This window comes from Enterobacter sp. ECC-249, assembly GCF_043965265.1.
In the GTDB taxonomy this organism is placed as follows: Bacteria; Pseudomonadota; Gammaproteobacteria; order Enterobacterales; family Enterobacteriaceae; genus Enterobacter; species Enterobacter quasiroggenkampii.
Genome location: NZ_CP143660.1, coordinates 3,250,447 through 3,266,350, shown reverse-complemented (window position 1 = coordinate 3,266,350; position 15,904 = coordinate 3,250,447). Strand labels below are relative to the sequence as shown.

The following is a 15,904-nucleotide window of genomic DNA, read 5'->3' as shown; positions in this document are numbered from 1 at the left end:
GGTAAGGCGTAGCCGCCACCCGGCAATACTCCCTTACTGCGCCGCAGCTTTTACCGGTGCAGCCTCATCATTCGCCGCAGGCCGATTCTCCGGCACGCTGTCGCACGGTTTCTCTTTCGGGCAGACCCGATCCAGCATCTTCAGCGTTACGCCGTTGCTCCAGCCAAAGCCGTCCTGAAGCGGATACTCTCCGCCGCCGCCGCCCGTCCCGGTTGACGACACGTCATACTTCTCGACCAGTTTCTTTTCCCGGTCATAAGTGTGCTGAACGTTCTTCAGGAAGCGCCAGGTCACATCCATCGAGACCTTCTCTTGCCCGTAGTTCTGCAATCCTTCCGCCGCTACCCACTGCAGCGGAGCCCAGCCGTTTGGCGCATCCCACTGCTGGCCGCTGTTTACGGTGGTGGTCGCAATACCGCCCGGTTTCAACAGGCGCGACGAGGTTGCCGCGGCGACTTTATCGGCACGATCCTGCGCCGCCGCCTTCACGTAAAGCGGGAACAGGGCTGCGGCCGTGAGCTGATTGCGTACTTTCTTACTCTTCAGATCGTAATCCGCGTACCAGCCCTCTTTATCATTCCACAGGTGGCTCTCGATGGCTTTCTGGCGCGCGGTGGCCAGCGTCTCATACTTGTTTGCGCTGGCGGCATCGCCACTCTCCTGGCTTGCCCGGGCCAGCAGTTTTTCCATCTTGAACATCAGGGCGTTCAGGTCCACGGGCACAATGCTGGTGGTCCGGATGGTGCCGAGTTTTTGCGGATCGTCCATCCAGCGGGAGCTAAAGTCCCATCCCGAGGCCGCGGCGGAACGCAAATCACGGTAGATCTCGGTTGCCGGTCGGTTAGGGTTATTTTTCGCGGTATTCACATCGTCAAGCCAGGACTCCGGGCGCGGGGTGTCGCGATCGTCCCAGTAGCGGTTGAGGATCGCGCCGTCATCCAGTTTCACCACGCGCTTGTTGGCCTGACCCGGCTGAAGGGCATCGACGCCGTCCATCCAGTAGGCATACTCTTTCTCCATCTGCGGACGATACTTCTTCAGCGCATCGCTGTCGTGCGTTGCCAGCAGTTCCACCATCAGCGAGAAGAACGGCGGCTGGGATCGGCTCAGGTAATAGCTGCGGTTGCCGTTGGGAATGTGGCCGAAGGTGTCAATCTCATAGGCAAAGTTATCCACCATGTCGCTGATTTTGTCCCAATGATCGCTCTCAGCTAGGCCCAGCATGGTGAAATAGCTATCCCAGTAGTAGACCTCGCGGAAACGACCGCCGGGCACAACGTAAGGCTTCGGCAACGGCAGAAGGGAATCCCATTTGTTGCTGGCTTTATCCGTGGTGCGCGTCAGTACGGGCCAGAGATCGTCAATGTGCTCACGTAAACTTTGTCCAGCAGGCGGAACATATTTTTCCCCTTCCGCAGGGAGCGTAAAGTTCATCTCGACAAAGTGGCGTAAGTCAAAGCTGGACTGCGTGTGCTGCATACGATAATCCGCCAGAATCATCAGCGGGTCGCTTTTGGGGACGGCATCAGCGAAGGTTTTCTGATCGGGAAACAGTTTCGCGCTTTGCACATCATTAAACAGAGGGCCCAGCAAAATATCGGGTGAGGTTGTCTGGGCTGCGGGGGTATCGTCGGCATAACCGAAAGTCGTTACGCCGAGCAGCGCGCTTCCTAACGCAAGGGGCAAAAACGCGGGGCGTAGTGTACGAGGTCTTATCATTAGTTCGTCTCCTGTCTTCACTAAACAGCGTGACCGCTGTTGTCAATCACCTGAAAACCTTAGACGAATATTGCCCGCTTCGCGTTAATAATTGCTTGCCCGTCAGACCTCTTCCGGCGTCTGGCTGGCTTCCCGCAGCGTGCCCGGCGCATGTCCAATGATACGCTTAAATGCCCGGCTAAATGCCGCCAGAGAGCCGTATCCCAGCCGCAGCGCGACGGTTTCAATCGGCTGATTTTCGTGGCGAATGTACTGGATGGCCAGCCGCATTCTCAGCTCGCTGAGATATTTTGCCGGGGTGGTTCCCGTCGCGGCCAGAAACCGTTCCGCGAACACGGAACGGGACGTTCCCGCTTCTTTTGCCAGATCCGCCACGCTCCAGTTCAGGCCTGGCTGCTGATGCATGGCGTAAATGGCGCGGCTGAGGCGCGGGTCGCGCAGAACCTGCACCCAGCCGGTGGATTTACCACAGCCGCCTTCAACCCAGCCCCGCACGATTAACGCCGCCACCACGTCGGCCAGCCGCGCAAGGATCCCGGCATACCCGGCCTGACGCGCCGCGGATTCCCGCTCCATCGCCGCCAGCAGCGGATGAATTTCCGGCCAGGTAGACATTAGCCGGCTGACCATCATCACTTCCGGCATCGCCTTGATCAGCGGCTGCATTCCGCCCAGCTCAAAATCCATGCACCCGCTAAAGATAAGGGTGTTCTCGCTTTCCGGGCAGGGCTCGCAGGTGATAGCACAGACCGAGCTGCAGATAGGCTCGCTCGGAAAGGCGTTGACGGGGGTAATGGTGGCCTGCTCGTCCGAGAGCAGGGCATGGGAATTTCCGCCGGGAATAAAGAGGGCGTCGCCACCGCTCAGTTCGAACGTTGCGCCGCTCTCCATGCGCAACAGGGCGCTACCGTGGCTCACAAAATGAAACTGCGCCCTGCCGGGAGCCTGATGAAACGCGACGCCAAATGGCGCACTGGCTTCAATCCGCCGGTATTTCACGCCTGACAGGCGCATGCCGCGTAAAAGTTCGCTGATCAAATCGGGTGACTGTACGGTCATGGCGCAACTCCGGACGAATAATCAATAAGTGGAGATTATATGTCATAGATCGTCCAGGGTGAACCTTCTATTCTTTTGCGACAGTAGTCACATTTTTATAACGGGAGATCAACAGATGAGTTCATGTGTCGCGGCGAGCGAGGCGGTAGCGCCTGCAAAACCCGCCTGGCGGGCCGTCTATTCACTGGGGCTGGGGGTATTTGGTTTGATTACGGCAGAATTTCTGCCCGCCAGTTTGTTAACACCCATGGCCGCGAGCCTGGGCGTTACCGAGGGGATGGCTGGACAGGCCGTCACCGCCACCGCGCTGGTGGCGCTGGTCACCGGGTTGCTGATTACCCCGGCAACCAAGAGTATCGACCGCCGCTGGGTACTGATGTTTTTCTCGGTGCTGCAAATTATCTCCAGCCTGCTGGTGGCCTTTGCGCCTAATCTGCACGTCCTGCTGATGGGGCGCCTGCTGCTGGGGGTCGCCATCGGGGGATTCTGGGCGATGTCGACGGCCACGACGATGCGTCTGGTTCCGGCAGATAAAGTGCCGAAAGCGCTGGCGGTGATCTTCTCCAGCGTGTCGATTGCCACGATAGTCGCGGCGCCGCTGGGCAGCTATCTGGGCAGCCTGATCGGCTGGCGCAACGTCTTTGTGCTCTGCATTCTGCCGAGCATGCTGGCGCTGCTGTGGCAGCTCTGGGTCCTGCCGTCCATGAAGCCGGAGAGCAGCGGCAGTCTGAGTACGCTGTTCCGCGTGCTGCGCCGTCCGGGGATGATCGGCGGGATGCTGGCGACCATTCTGATCTTCAGCGGCCATTTCGCCTTCTTTACCTACCTGCGTCCGTTCCTGGAGACGGTAGGCCAGGCGAGCGTGGAGACCATTTCACTGATCCTGCTGGGCTTTGGTATCGCCAACTTTGTGGGCACCTCCGTAGCCGGGCATCTGCTGGCACGTAATCTGCGCCTGACGCTGGCGCTGGTGCCGTTTGCGATGGGCGTTCTCGCGCTGATGATGGTTGCGTTTGGTCATCTGGCCATGCTGGACGGGCTGCTGGTCGCGCTGTGGGGCTTTGCATTTGGTCTGGTTCCGGTGGGCTGGTCAACCTGGCTTGCCACTACGGTCCCGGATGAAGCCGAAAGTGCAGGAGGGCTGCTGGTGGCCTCAATCCAGCTGGCAATCAGTGCCGGTGCGGCCGGGGGCGGGGCGGTATTTGACCTCAACGGCGCCAGCGGCGTATTCGCGGGAAGCGGTTTCCTGCTGGTCACGGCGATGGTGATTGTGTTTATGGGTGTGAAAGTGAAAGCGGAATGATTTTTTGCCGGGTGAGCAATCGCGCCACCCGGCCTCAGGCTTACAGCCCTTTCTTATCCATCAGCACCGCCAGGTCCACCAGGCGGTTGGAGAAGCCCCACTCGTTGTCATACCACGCAAGGATCTTCACCATGTTCCCGCCAATCACCAGCGTGGAAAGCCCGTCGATAATTGAGGAGCGTGGGTCGCCCTGGTAATCGCTGGAAACCAGAGGTTCATCGCTATAGCCCAGAATGCCTTTAAGAGGGCCGCTGGCAGCCGCGTTGCGAAACGCGTCATTCACCTCTTCGGCGGTCACGTTACGGCTCAGCGTCACGGTTAAATCGACAATCGACACCACCGGCACCGGCACGCGCAGGGAGTACCCGGTCAGCTTGCCGTCAAGAGAAGGGATCACTTTCCCCAGCGCTTTCGCCGCGCCGCTTGAATAAGGCACAATCGACAGCGCCGCCGCGCGCGCGCCGCGCAGATCTTTCTCCGGCTGATCGTGCAGCGCCTGGCTGTTGGTGTAGGCGTGCGTCGTGTTCATCAGGCCATGCTCAATCCCGAACTGCTGGTGCAGCACCTGAGCGACCGGCGCCAGACCGTTCGTGGTGCAACTCCCGTTGCTTACCACCGCGTGCCGGGCGGGATCGTACTGGTCATGGTTGACGCCCATCACAATCGTCAGGTCGTCGTTCTTACCGGGAGCGGAAATGATGACGCGCTTAGCGCCGCCGTGGGTGATATGCACCGCCGCTTTCTCCCGCTCGGTAAAGAAGCCGGTGGCCTCAATCACCACGTCTACCCCAGCGTCACGCCACGGGATATTCGCCGGATCGCGTTCGCTAAATACGGCGATCCGCTGTCCGTCTACCTGCAGCGCGCCGTCAGCCGCTTCAACGGGCGCGGGCAGCTTGCCCAGAAGGGAATCATGTTTTAGCAGATGGGCGAGGGTTTTGCTGTCCGTCAGATCGTTGATGGCCACAATCTGAAGCGCCGGGTTGCCCAGCGCCGCGCGCAGGAAATTACGTCCGATACGGCCGAAACCGTTAATACCGACCTTAACCATGGTGCACTCCTTATCTCTGTTGTCTGGAGTCACTGTAGGCGTCGGGCAGGTTGGCGTAAACGACAAAAAAGGATCAGATTACGCCATCTTGCGGCAGTGAAAGCGCTGGCGGTATTCGCCGGGCGTGAGGTGAAGCTGTTTCTCAAAGATGCGGCGCAAGTTAATGCTGGTACCAAAGCCGCTTTGCTCAGCAATGAGATCAAGGGGATCGCGGGTCTGTTCAAGCAGCTGCCGGGCGGCGGCCAGACGCGCTTCGGTCACGTAGCGGGCAGGAGAGACCCCGGCCTCGCGGGTAAACACGCGGGTGAAGTTACGCGGGCTCATCGCCGCTTTCTCGGCCAGGTTTTCCACGCATAAATCGGCGGTGAGGTTCTGCAGGATCCAGCTTTGCACCTCGCCTATCGGTCCTGCTGCGCCGGGCTGCTGCAGGCTGTAGCGGCTGAACTGCAGCTGTCCGCCGGGACGTCGCAGATACATCACCATATCCTGCGCCACGTCGCGGGCGAGGGTAAATCCGTAGTCGTCCTCCACCAGCGCCAGGGTCAGATCGAACCCGGAGCTCACGCCGCCGGAGGTCCAGATGGGGCCGTCCTGGATATACAGCGGACCGCCTTCGACCTGGATTGACGGGTACTGGGCTTGCATGGTCTCCAGCAGCCGCCAGTGGGTGGTGGCGCGACGGCCGTCCAGCAGGCCGGTCTGGGCCAGCAGCATCGCGCCGCCGCAGATAGAGGCGATTCGCCGGGCGTGCGGCGCAGCGAGGTGCAGCCAGTCGACTACGGCTGTGCTCTCCTGCTCGTTCATACCGCGCCCGGTAATGATAATGGTATCCAGCGGCTCGCGCGGATCCAGCTCCGGCAGACGATAGTCCGCCAGCAGGTTCAGGCCGGACTGGCCGTGGATCACCTGGTGAGGCTGCGTGGTGGCGATGATAATCCGGTAGCGGGGCTGCTCAAGCCCGTCCGGATGCAGCCGGTTGGCCTGCATCAGAATGTCGGCGATACCGGCGGCTTCAAACAGCATGCCGCCGTCGGGAACGATAATCAGGATCTTTTTCATGTCCTGAAAAGTACCTTTATTACAGAATAAGTCAAGCGACGCGCACGCTCTGTGTTTCTGGCAAAGCAAAGCGATTTAAGTTCTTTGTTATTTCAGGCGTAATCCCCGATCTTCAGGGCTCTGTCTCTGGCGAAACGGCGTCTGAAGGAATGGGTAAACGAAGCTCCCTCTATTTACATCCGCAACAACGCGAACAAATCCGTCATCTTGCATCGGGTTTTATATGGCGAAGCGAACTGCCCACCTGGCTGTTAATGTTCACGATTTATGCGGGCTGGTTTGCCACGCTGGCGTTCTGGCAAACGCTCGGCCTGCTGCCCGCCACGCTGCTGCTCATCTGGTTTACCGCCTGGTACATGTCGCTGCAGCATGAGCTGATCCACGGACACCCCACGCGTTTTGCCTGGCTGAACCAGCTGTTCGGCACGCTCCCGCTGGCGGTCTGGTACCCGTATGGCCTGTACCGGGATTCCCATCTGGCCCACCATCGGTACGATAGCCTGACCCATCCGGTGGATGACCCGGAGTCGTACTATTTTACCGAGGCGAGCTGGGCGCGCTTTTCCCCCTGGCAGAAGCGCCTGATCCGGGCCCGAAATACTTTTGCCGGGCGGCTTTTGCTGGCGCCGCTGCTGGATATCCTGCAGACGCTGGGCAGCGCCCTGGCGGCGTTTCGTCATCTTCATCTGCGGGCGATGACGATGTGGCTGGTTCACATCACGCTGCTTGCGGCACTCTTCGCCTGGATGACGCACGTCGGTTTTTCACCCGTCTGGTTCGTGCTGGCGGTCAGTTATCCGGCGCTGGCGCTGACCAAGGTGCGATCGTTTTTCGAACATCGTGCAGCGGACGATCCGCTGGCGCGCTCCGTCATTAACGAGGCCGGGCTGTTCTGGCGGATACTGTTTTTGAATCTCAACTATCATTCAGTACATCATGATTTACCGGGGGTGCCGTGGTACGGGCTGAAGGCGATCTACCAGCAAAACCGGGAGGCGTACCGGGAGCGAAACCGCGGTTTTCTCGTCAGAGGCTACGGTGAATGGCTGCGCCGATTCTGGGTCAGTCCCGTCGACGTCACCGTTCACCCCGGAAAGCAACAGGGGGAAGGGTATGAGTAACCTGCTGGCGTTTCCCATGTATGCGGTGGATCGCGCCGATACCCGCGCGCTCTGGCTGGCGGTAAAGGGGCTGCTGGCCGCACGCGGTGTGCCCGTCGATGATCTCCCCGACGGGCCGGAGTCCGATCTGCTCACGCACTGGCGACAGCCCCGGCTTGTCCTCAGCCAGACCTGCGGTTATCCGCTGGTTACCCAGCTTCCGGACGTGCAGGTTGTCGGCTGTTTTCACTACGCGGCCCCGGGCTGCGAAGGGATCCAGTACCGCAGCTTTCTGGTGGTGCGCGAGGAGGATCGGCATCTCACGCTGGCGGATTTTCGCGGACGACGGGCGGTCTGTAACTCTGCGGATTCCCAGTCCGGCTACAATGCGCTGCGAAAAAAAGTGGCGCCTCTCGCGACGGACGGTCCGTTTTTCGCGCAAACGTCCTTTAGCGGCAGCCATCGCCAGTCGCTGAAGGATGTCAAACGCGGAGCAGGGGATATCGCAGCCATCGACTGTGTCACCTGGGCACTGCTGCAGCGTCACGAACCGGAAGGTCTGACGGGTCTGGCGGTCATTGACCGTACCCCTCTGTCGCCGGGGCTGCCGCTTATAACCTCGCACCACACCTCGCCTGACACCCTTGATGCCCTTCGCGATGCGCTCCACGCGCTGGTGAGTTTGCCGGAACACCGGGCCGTTTGCGACGCGGTGCTGATCGGCGGTTTTAGCGTCGTGACGCGTCAGGCCTACGCCTCATTGCTGGCGTGATAAATCTCCTGTGCGTCGGTAAAGCAGCGCAGCGCCAGCGAGGAGACCGGTTTTTGCCTGCGCATAATCAAGCCGACAGGAGCCTCAATGTTCGCATCGGCGATGGGGACAATCCGGAAATGGCTGTTCAGATCTTCCAGCCCGTTGTTCAGCGGCATCACGGCGCAGCACACGCCGCTCTGCACGGCCTGAATGATCTGGAACGTGGAGTCGCTCTCGAAAACGGACGTCGGTTCAATGCCGACAGACTTAAAGCTGGCCTCCATATGCGCCCGGTAATGCATCCCTTTGGTCAGGAACCCCAGCGGAAAATCCGTCAGATCGCGCCAGGTTAATGTCTCCTGGCCGAGCTGGAAATGGCGGACGTCGTGCAGCAGGCCCATCTTCGTTTTGGGAAGCTGGATAATATCGAACAGGCTGGTGTCGATGCTGTTGAGATAGCAAATTCCCAGCTCAAGCTGATTGCGGCTGACGCCGTCGGCTATCTGCGCGGAGGACATGGAATAGAGGCTGTAGGTCAGCTCCGGGTATTTTTGCGTCAGCAGGCGAATAAAGATCATCGGATCCACGCTTGCCAGCGGCACCATCCCCAGACGGAGTTCGCCCACCACCTGGCCTTTGCACAGCGCGGCTTCCGCCTGTAGCCCGTCGTGCGCGGCCAGCAGCGCGCGGGCCCACGCGAGGATGCGTTCGCCCTCCGGCGTAAACCCTTCAAAGCGCTGCCCGCGCACAATCAGCACCAGCCCCAGCTCCTCTTCCAGGCTGCGGATGCGCATGGAGAGGGTCGGCTGGGTGACGTTGCACTGCGAGGCCGCCTTGCCAAAATGGCGGGTCTCGTCGAGCGCGATTAAATATTTTAACTGTTTAATATCCATCTTTTTCTTTGCGCGAACAGCCTTACAGCATGCGGATCTCTTTTGAGCGCAGGGTGATGCGAACCGGAACGGATTTATACGACGGCGTACCGCTGTCTTTATCCAGATAATCAAGCGGTACCAGCACGTTGGCCTCCGGATAATAGGCCCCGACGGTCCCCGGCGCGATGTTGTACGCCACCACGGTAATATCTTCCAGACGCTGTCCGTTGCCGGGCAGGGCGGTTTCGATATCCACGCGGTCGCCGTGTTCCAGCCCTGACTGCGCCATATCGTCTTCGTTCATAAACAGCACGTCGCGACGGCCAAACACGCCACGGTAGCGGTCGTCCAGGGCGTAAATGGTGGTGTTGTACTGGTCGTGGCTGCGCAGCGTGATCAGGCGCAGAACGTGGTCACCTTCACCGCTGGCGTTCTCGTGTACGCCGTCGAAGACCGAGAACATCGCTTTTCCCGTCGCCGTTGGCCAGATGCGTTGCGTTGGCGGCAGCGGCATACGGAAGCCGCCGGGAACCCGGATCCGCGCATTGTAGTTCTCAAAGCCCGGTATGGTCTGCTCGATCAGATCGCGGATGCGGTCATAATCCTCAACCAGCGTCATCCAGTCCACGCGGGTATCCGGCAGGGTGGCTTTCGCCATGCCCGCGACGATAGCGGGTTCTGACCGAAGCAGCGGCGAGGCGGGTTTCAGCTTGCCGGATGAGGCATGGACCATCGACATCGAGTCTTCGACGGTAATGGACTGGCGGCCGGTGGCCTGAATATCCAGCTCGGTACGGCCAAGACACGGGAAAATAAAGGTCTCTTTGCCCACCAGCAGATGGGTACGGTTCAGCTTGGTCCCGACGTGAACGCTCAAATCCAGGTTACCCATCGCCGGAAAACCGCGTTCATGATCGGGCATTGCGACGGCAAAATTACCCCCGAGGCAGATGAGCGCTTTCGCGCGGCCGTCGATCATCGCCTGCGTGGCCTGCACCGCGTCGTGTCCGTGGTGCGATGGAGGCTCAAAGCCGAACACGTCTTTGAGACTGTTCAGGAAGGCCGGCGTGGGTTTCTCGCTAATCCCGACGGTACGGTTCCCCTGCACGTTTGAGTGGCCGCGCAGCGGGCATATTCCCGCGCCGGGCTTGCCGATATTCCCGCGCAGCAGCAGCAGGTCGGCAATCAGGCGGACGTTCGCCGTGCCTTTATTGTGCTGGGTAATGCCCATCCCGTAGGTAATGATGGTGGCATTCGATTTCGCATAGGCCTCGGCTACCTTTTTGAGCGCCGCCTGACTGAGACCTGACTCGCGTTCGATCTCGTCCCAGCGGGTTTGCGCGATATCGGCGGCGAAGTCCTCAATGCCCTGGGTGTGTTCGGCAATAAATGCATGATCCAGCACGCCACCGCGCTCGGCCTCCATTTCGAGAAGGTGTTTGGCAATGCCTTTCAGCGCGGCGGCATCGCCTCCGGCCTTCACCTGGAAATAGGTCGAGGCGATATCCGTGGAGCTGTAGGTCGCCATCTCAATCACGCTTTGCGGGTCCGCAAAACGTTCCAGCGCGCGCTCGCGCAGAGGGTTAAAGACGATAATCGGCACGCTGCGGCGGGCCAGCTCGTGGAGGGTCCCCATCATTCGCGGATGGTTGGTGCCGGGGTTATGGCCGATGGAGATCACCAGCTCCGTCTTGTCGAAGTCGTCCAGCGAGACGGTCCCTTTCCCAATGCCGATCGAACGGGGCAAACCGACGCTGGTGGCCTCGTGACACATATTCGAGCAGTCGGGGAAGTTGTTGGTGCCGTATTCGCGAGCAAACAGCTGGAACAGATAAGCCGCTTCGTTAGAGGCGCGTCCGGAGGTATAGAACTCGACCTGGTCCGGTTCGAGCCCGCGCAATACGTCGCCGATGCGTTGAAACGCCTCGTCCCAGTCGACGGGGCGGAAGGTGTCGCTCGCCAGATCATAGCGCAGGGGGTGCGTGAGTCGACCGTAGCCCTCCAGCTCAAAGTCCGATTTTGCCAGCAGCGAGGAGACGCTGTTTTCGGCCAGAAACGCGGGGGTGACGCGTTTGCTTGTCGCTTCCCAGGTCACCGCTTTGGCGCCGTTCTCGCAGAACTGGAACGTCGACTTGTGTTCTTTATCCGGCCACGCGCAGCCCGGGCAGTCGAAGCCGTCAGGCTGGTTGGTGCGCAGCAGCGTCGCGGGGGCGTCAAGGGTATCCATTTGGGTACGTACCACAATGGCCGTTGCTTTTAATGCCCCCCAGCCGCCGGCAGGGCCATCATAGTGTCTGATACCTGGCACCGAGCGTCTTTTCTTGTTCATACCCACTCCTGATTTGTTCGATTACACAACGTCCGAGCTCAAAAACTCACTGAAGGGAGCAATAGGTGAAAGCAATGACCGCCGGGTGGCAACGCACATACGGGGTGTGAAAATGCCTTAACCAAAACTCTTTTTATTACAGTGATTTGTATGGTCTGGCGTTTAAATATTTAAAGAAATTATAACGAATTTTTATCATTTTAATAATAAATCTTATCTATTAGCCGGTAGGCGAGATAGATGGCGGCGAGCAGGAAAGGATGTAGTGCCAGTAAAACTTCGAATGAAGCTAATGAGCGAGAGATATAGCCGCGATTCACGACTGGCGGGCTGCTGGAGGCATTTTTCATTTGAGGAAATGACAGGAAGGTTTACTCAGGCTTAATCAATAATAGATATAAGGTATCCCTTATAGTGGAAATATCACCGCGTGAATATACAGTTTTTTTGCGGCGTAAAATTAACGTCTGGGTGCATAAGTGAAATATTCTCACCCAAACGATGAAGCGTGTTCAATATTAAATATACTCTGTTAATGCAACAAATAATTCATCTGCGATATATTCCTTTGACATCAAAAAAACGTGAATTCTACTAATTATGGTAGTGGCGATAATAGCGTTATTGCGTTAATGAAAGTGGTTCTCTTTTGTGTTTTTTATTATATATAACATGAGTTTATGTTGCTTTGCATTGATGAAATTAGAAAGGGTTGGCCAGGTCGTTTTTTTTCATAGGATTAATCCTATAATTTTCCGACTGCTTCATTTACCAACAGTTACGCGGCGGTAAATATTGAATTGATGCGAAGCTCATGTAAACTTGCTTACCGTTTGTCAAAATATGTCAGGAAGACACTGGGCCTTATTCTGAAGGGCTCGTGCGGTAGCTATGCCCTTAAAATAGTAACGCCCCGAAAATATCCTGGCTATTTTAACAATAGCACTTAAGTCAAACTTCACCCCCTTATCTTCATCATCGAAATATCGCTACGGAAAAGCATATGAAAATGCGCGTACTGTTTTCACTTCTGTTTGTAATGGCGGTGGCGGGCTGTAAAGCGCCGCAGAAACCTGTGATCAACGACGATACGATCGAGACCAGTCAGGTCAACGGCGTCACCTTAACCCACCGTCACGCTGTTACGCCGCCGACGGAGTTCACGCCGGTGAACGAGCCGTATCGTGCTATGTATCCGGCCTCTCTGATGAGCCGTCCTGACTTCGGCGGCAAAGTTATCCGTAATCTCGAGACCGGAAAAACTTACGTGGTGCTGGGGCAGGTTGAACACTACTGGATGGCGCTTGCCGATGAAGGTAACGAACAGCTGATTGGTTACGTCCCGATGCGCGCCGTGATCAAGGCCGACCAGTACGACGCCGCCGTGCGTAAACAGGCTATTCGTCCAAAGACGCGTAAAAAAGCGACCTGTGTTGATGTCGACGGTAACAGCAAAGCCTGCAAAGACAGCGCTAACGGTACCTGGATCCTGAACTAAACGGCTTTCATGAGCGCATTTTTATGAATAATAAAAATTTTCATAAGCTGTGGTTATTCTTTTACGCGGTGATTTTCGCCCTGGTCAGTGGTTGTACGTCGTCTTCACACAGCGACCCCTCCCGCTACAATCTGCAGTTTCAGGCTCATCCACAAATCAATGAATCTGCGCCGCTTAAGGTCCGGGTATTGTTGCTGAAATCCGATGCGGATTTCATGTCCAGCGACTTCTTCTCCCTGCAGAACAACGCGTCGGCCACGCTTGGCGCGAATCTGCTGAACAGCGACGTGTTCTTCCTGATGCCGGGACAGCTGTCCAAAACCCTCAGCGGGCAAAGCTCTCCGGAGGCCCGCTACATCGGCGTGATGGCGGAGTATCAGGTGCTGGATGGCAAAAAATGGCGCGTTTCACTTCCTCTGCCCGTGCCTGGCGAAAATCATATCTACCAGTTCTGGAAATGGTCCGCAGATGAACTTCAGGCCAACGTTTTTCTCGACGTGAACGGCATTCGGGTCATCAGCCAGTAACGCGCTTCAAAACAGGAAACACATCATCATGACGAAAGCAGAAAAGGTCGTCTGGACCGAAGGCATGTTCCTGCGTCCACACCATTTTCAGCGGACTGAAAGCTATCTGCTCAACCATGTTCGTGAATGGGGCGCGCTACAGCGATCGTATCTCTGGGGCTTTCTTGACGTTGAACTGGATGAAGCGATGCTTCGTCAGGGATGCATTGCCCTGAGCTACTGCAGCGGACTGCTGCCGGACGGCACCTTTTTCCAGGTGCGTAACGGGCGAAACGGGCCTGTACCGCTGAAAATTCCTGACAATCTCACTAACGAAAAGGTGGTGCTCGCGCTGCCGGTTCGTCGTGGCGAGAGAGAAGAGGTGATCTTTAGCGAAGAGCCGGCCTCGCTGGCGCGCTTCATCGCGTTTGAGCAAGAGGTGGAAGACGATAACGCCATGTCGGTGGGGGATGCCACCGTCCAGTTTGGCCGCCTGCGTCTGACCCTGATGCTTGAAAAAGACCTCACGGCAGAGTGGACCGCCATCGGCGTGGCCTTTGTGACCGAGAAACGTAACGACAACCACGTGCGGCTCGACAACAGCTACATCCCGCCGATGCTCAACGCCAATAACAGTCCGCAGATCTACAGCATGATCAACGATCTGCACGGCTTGCTGGTGCAGCGCAGCCAGCAGATTGGCGGTCGTTTGCGCCAGCCCGGCCGCTTTAATACCTCTGAACTGATTGAGTTCACGCTGCTGTCGCTGGTTAACCGCCACCTGGGCGAGGTGTCTCATTTAAAAACCCTCCCGCTGCTGCATCCGGAAACGCTCTGGCGCAGCTGGCTGCCATTCGCGACAGAGCTCACCACCTGGACGTCGCAGCGGACCGCCGAAAGCGTGCTGCCGATTTACGATCATGACGATCTGGCTAACTGCTTCAGCAAGCTTATGCTGATGCTGCGTCAGGGGCTGTCGCTGGTGATGGAAGACCACGCGATTCAGCTGCCTCTTAACGAACGCTCTCACGGTCTGAACATTGCCACGGTGCCTGAAACCAGCATGGTGCGTGAGTTCGGCTTCGTGCTGGCGGTTAAAGCCAACGTGCCGGGCGAACACCTGCAAACCCATTTCCCGGCGCAGATGAAGGTCGCACCGGTGTCGAAAATTCGCGATCTGGTTCAGCTTCAGCTGCCAGGCATTATGCTGCGCGCCATGCCGGTCGCGCCGCCGCAGATCCCGTGGCATGCCGGCTACAGCTACTTTGAGCTGGAGAAGGGCAGCGAGCTGTGGCACGAGATGGATAAGTCCGGCGCATTCGCCCTGCATCTTGCAGGGGAATTCCCGGGGCTGGATATGGAGTTTTGGGCCATCCGTAGCCCGACAGAATAATAAAGCGAGCGCTAAATATGCAGGAACGACAGGACACCGGCAGCGATGCCGCGTTTACCGGGGCCAGTAGCAACAATCAGCTGGTGGCGGCCGCCAATCCGCTGCTCAATGCGATTCCGCAGATCCGTCATTCGGTTTCCCATGACGATCAGGTGGCGTTACGCCAGCGTCTGATCGATGAGATTCGCCGTTTCGAAGTCCGCTGCCAGCAGGCGGGGCTGCCCTACGAAGTCATCGTCGGGGCACGCTACTGCCTGTGTACGGCGCTCGATGAGGCCGCCGCGCTCACCCCCTGGGGCAGCAGCGGGGTCTGGTCAAGCAACGGTCTGCTGGTGACGTTCCATAACGAAACCTGGGGTGGGGAGAAGTTCTTCCAGCTGCTGGCGCGCCTGTCGCAAAACCCGCGCGAGCATATCCTGCTGCTGGAGATGATCAACTACTGCCTGCTGCTCGGCTTCGAAGGGCGCTATCGGGTGCTGGATAATGGCCGCACCCAGCTTGAAACCATCAAGCAGCGGCTGTGGCAGATGATCCGCGGCGTGCGCGGCAGCTATCCGCCACCGCTTTCTCCCCATCCGGAAGATCGTCCGGTGCTGCGCAAGCTCTGGCGGCCGATGGTTCCCCTGTGGGCCTGCGTGGCGCTGGCCGGGTTTATCGCCTGCCTGTTTTATATCGTGCTCAACTGGCGTCTAGGCGACAGCACCAACCCGGTACTGGCGAAGATTTACCAGTCCCAGCTGCCGGAAACCACTATTCAGCAGCCGGCGCGACAGCTTCCGGCTGTGCTGAACCTGCGCGGCTTCCTGAAGCCTGAAATCGAGGCTGGCCTGGTCGCGGTGAAAGACGAAGCGGATCGCAGCGTCGTTATCCTGAAAGGCGACGGGCTGTTTGCCTCTGCCTCGACCGTCGTGCGTGACCGCTATGAACCGGTCATCAACCGCATTGCGCAGGCGATGAATAACGTCAGCGGCAAAATTCTGGTGGTGGGCTACAGCGACAACGTGCCGATCCGCAGCGCGCGCTTTGCCTCTAACTATGAACTCTCTCTGGAACGCGCCCGCTCGGTACAGAAAATGCTGCAGGGAAGCCTCTCTCAGCCTGGCCGCGTGAAAGCGGAAGGGCGGGGCGAGATTAACCCGGTGGCGCCGAACACGACGCCTGAAAACCGCGCCCGTAACCGCCGTGTGGAAATTACTCTGCTGGTGTCGCCTGAAAATACCCAGGCCGAGCTGAACGGATTGCCGCAAGGAAACTAAGG

General features: G+C 58.2%; 13 protein-coding genes. 7 read left to right on the top strand and 6 right to left on the bottom strand.

Translation table 11 applies throughout. The features are described from left to right. Window positions 1–33: 33 nt before the first annotated feature. Window positions 34–1,719 carry an alpha,alpha-trehalase gene (locus tag V1587_RS15635; protein WP_395314411.1) on the bottom strand — a complete coding sequence of 562 codons (1,686 nt, stop codon included), beginning with the start codon at window positions 1,717–1,719 and terminating at the stop codon, window positions 34–36. A gap of 102 nt (window positions 1,720–1,821) precedes the next feature. Further along, window positions 1,822–2,778 carry an AraC family transcriptional regulator gene (locus tag V1587_RS15630; RefSeq protein ID WP_371898638.1) on the bottom strand — a complete coding sequence of 319 codons (957 nt, stop codon included), beginning with the start codon at window positions 2,776–2,778 and terminating at the stop codon, window positions 1,822–1,824. 115 nt (window positions 2,779–2,893) lie between these two features. Here V1587_RS15630 and V1587_RS15625 point away from each other — a divergent pair, with 115 nt between their 5' ends. Continuing rightward, window positions 2,894–4,081: an MFS transporter gene (locus V1587_RS15625; protein WP_371898637.1), complete on the top strand. Its 1,188-nt coding sequence runs from the start codon at window positions 2,894–2,896 to the stop codon at window positions 4,079–4,081. Between the two features lie 40 nt (window positions 4,082–4,121). Here V1587_RS15625 and gap read toward each other — a convergent pair whose 3' ends face one another. Continuing rightward, window positions 4,122–5,132, bottom strand: a complete 1,011-nt coding sequence (gene gap, locus V1587_RS15620; RefSeq protein ID WP_371898636.1) for a type I glyceraldehyde-3-phosphate dehydrogenase — start codon at window positions 5,130–5,132, stop codon at window positions 4,122–4,124. A 78-nt stretch (window positions 5,133–5,210) separates the two neighbouring features. Next, complete coding sequence (locus V1587_RS15615; RefSeq protein WP_371898635.1) at window positions 5,211–6,191, bottom strand: GlxA family transcriptional regulator; 981 nt, start codon at window positions 6,189–6,191, stop codon at window positions 5,211–5,213. A 149-nt stretch (window positions 6,192–6,340) separates the two neighbouring features. Here V1587_RS15615 and V1587_RS15610 point away from each other — a divergent pair, with 149 nt between their 5' ends. Together V1587_RS15610 and V1587_RS15605 are read left to right on the top strand one after the other, a co-directional pair. Then, entirely contained in the window at window positions 6,341–7,312 is a 972-nt protein-coding gene (locus V1587_RS15610) for a fatty acid desaturase (RefSeq protein WP_371898634.1), read from the top strand. Then, window positions 7,305–8,063 (top strand): phosphate/phosphite/phosphonate ABC transporter substrate-binding protein, encoded by a 759-nt coding sequence (locus V1587_RS15605; protein WP_371898633.1) that lies wholly within the window; start codon window positions 7,305–7,307, stop codon window positions 8,061–8,063. Before V1587_RS15610 ends, V1587_RS15605 begins: the two co-directional genes overlap by 8 nt. Here the strand turns inward: V1587_RS15605 and V1587_RS15600 are convergent. Both V1587_RS15600 and V1587_RS15595 read right to left on the bottom strand, forming a co-directional pair. Beyond that, window positions 8,042–8,938, bottom strand: coding sequence for a LysR family transcriptional regulator (locus tag V1587_RS15600; protein ID WP_371898632.1), 897 nt, complete (start codon window positions 8,936–8,938; stop codon window positions 8,042–8,044). The two genes, V1587_RS15605 and V1587_RS15600, sit on opposite strands and share 22 nt — an antisense overlap. 22 nt (window positions 8,939–8,960) lie before the next feature. Next, window positions 8,961–11,249 carry an FdhF/YdeP family oxidoreductase gene (locus tag V1587_RS15595; protein ID WP_371898631.1) on the bottom strand — a complete coding sequence of 763 codons (2,289 nt, stop codon included), beginning with the start codon at window positions 11,247–11,249 and terminating at the stop codon, window positions 8,961–8,963. Window positions 11,250–12,252: 1,003 nt separating this feature from the next. Between V1587_RS15595 and V1587_RS15590 the strand changes: the two genes are divergently transcribed. From V1587_RS15590 to V1587_RS15575, 4 genes are read left to right on the top strand one after another with little or no spacing between them, the layout of a single operon-like run. Then, window positions 12,253–12,747 carry an SH3 domain-containing protein gene (locus V1587_RS15590; protein ID WP_371898630.1) on the top strand — a complete coding sequence of 165 codons (495 nt, stop codon included), beginning with the start codon at window positions 12,253–12,255 and terminating at the stop codon, window positions 12,745–12,747. Window positions 12,748–12,770: 23 nt separating this feature from the next. After that, a complete protein-coding gene (gene tssJ / locus V1587_RS15585) occupies window positions 12,771–13,274 on the top strand; it encodes a type VI secretion system lipoprotein TssJ (RefSeq protein ID WP_371898629.1) in 504 nt (167 codons plus the stop codon). Between the two features lie 28 nt (window positions 13,275–13,302). Next, complete coding sequence (tssK, locus tag V1587_RS15580; protein ID WP_371898628.1) at window positions 13,303–14,646, top strand: type VI secretion system baseplate subunit TssK; 1,344 nt, start codon at window positions 13,303–13,305, stop codon at window positions 14,644–14,646. 17 nt (window positions 14,647–14,663) lie between these two features. Continuing rightward, a complete protein-coding gene (locus tag V1587_RS15575; RefSeq protein WP_045404313.1) occupies window positions 14,664–15,902 on the top strand; it encodes a DotU family type VI secretion system protein in 1,239 nt (412 codons plus the stop codon). Window positions 15,903–15,904 lie beyond the last annotated feature (2 nt).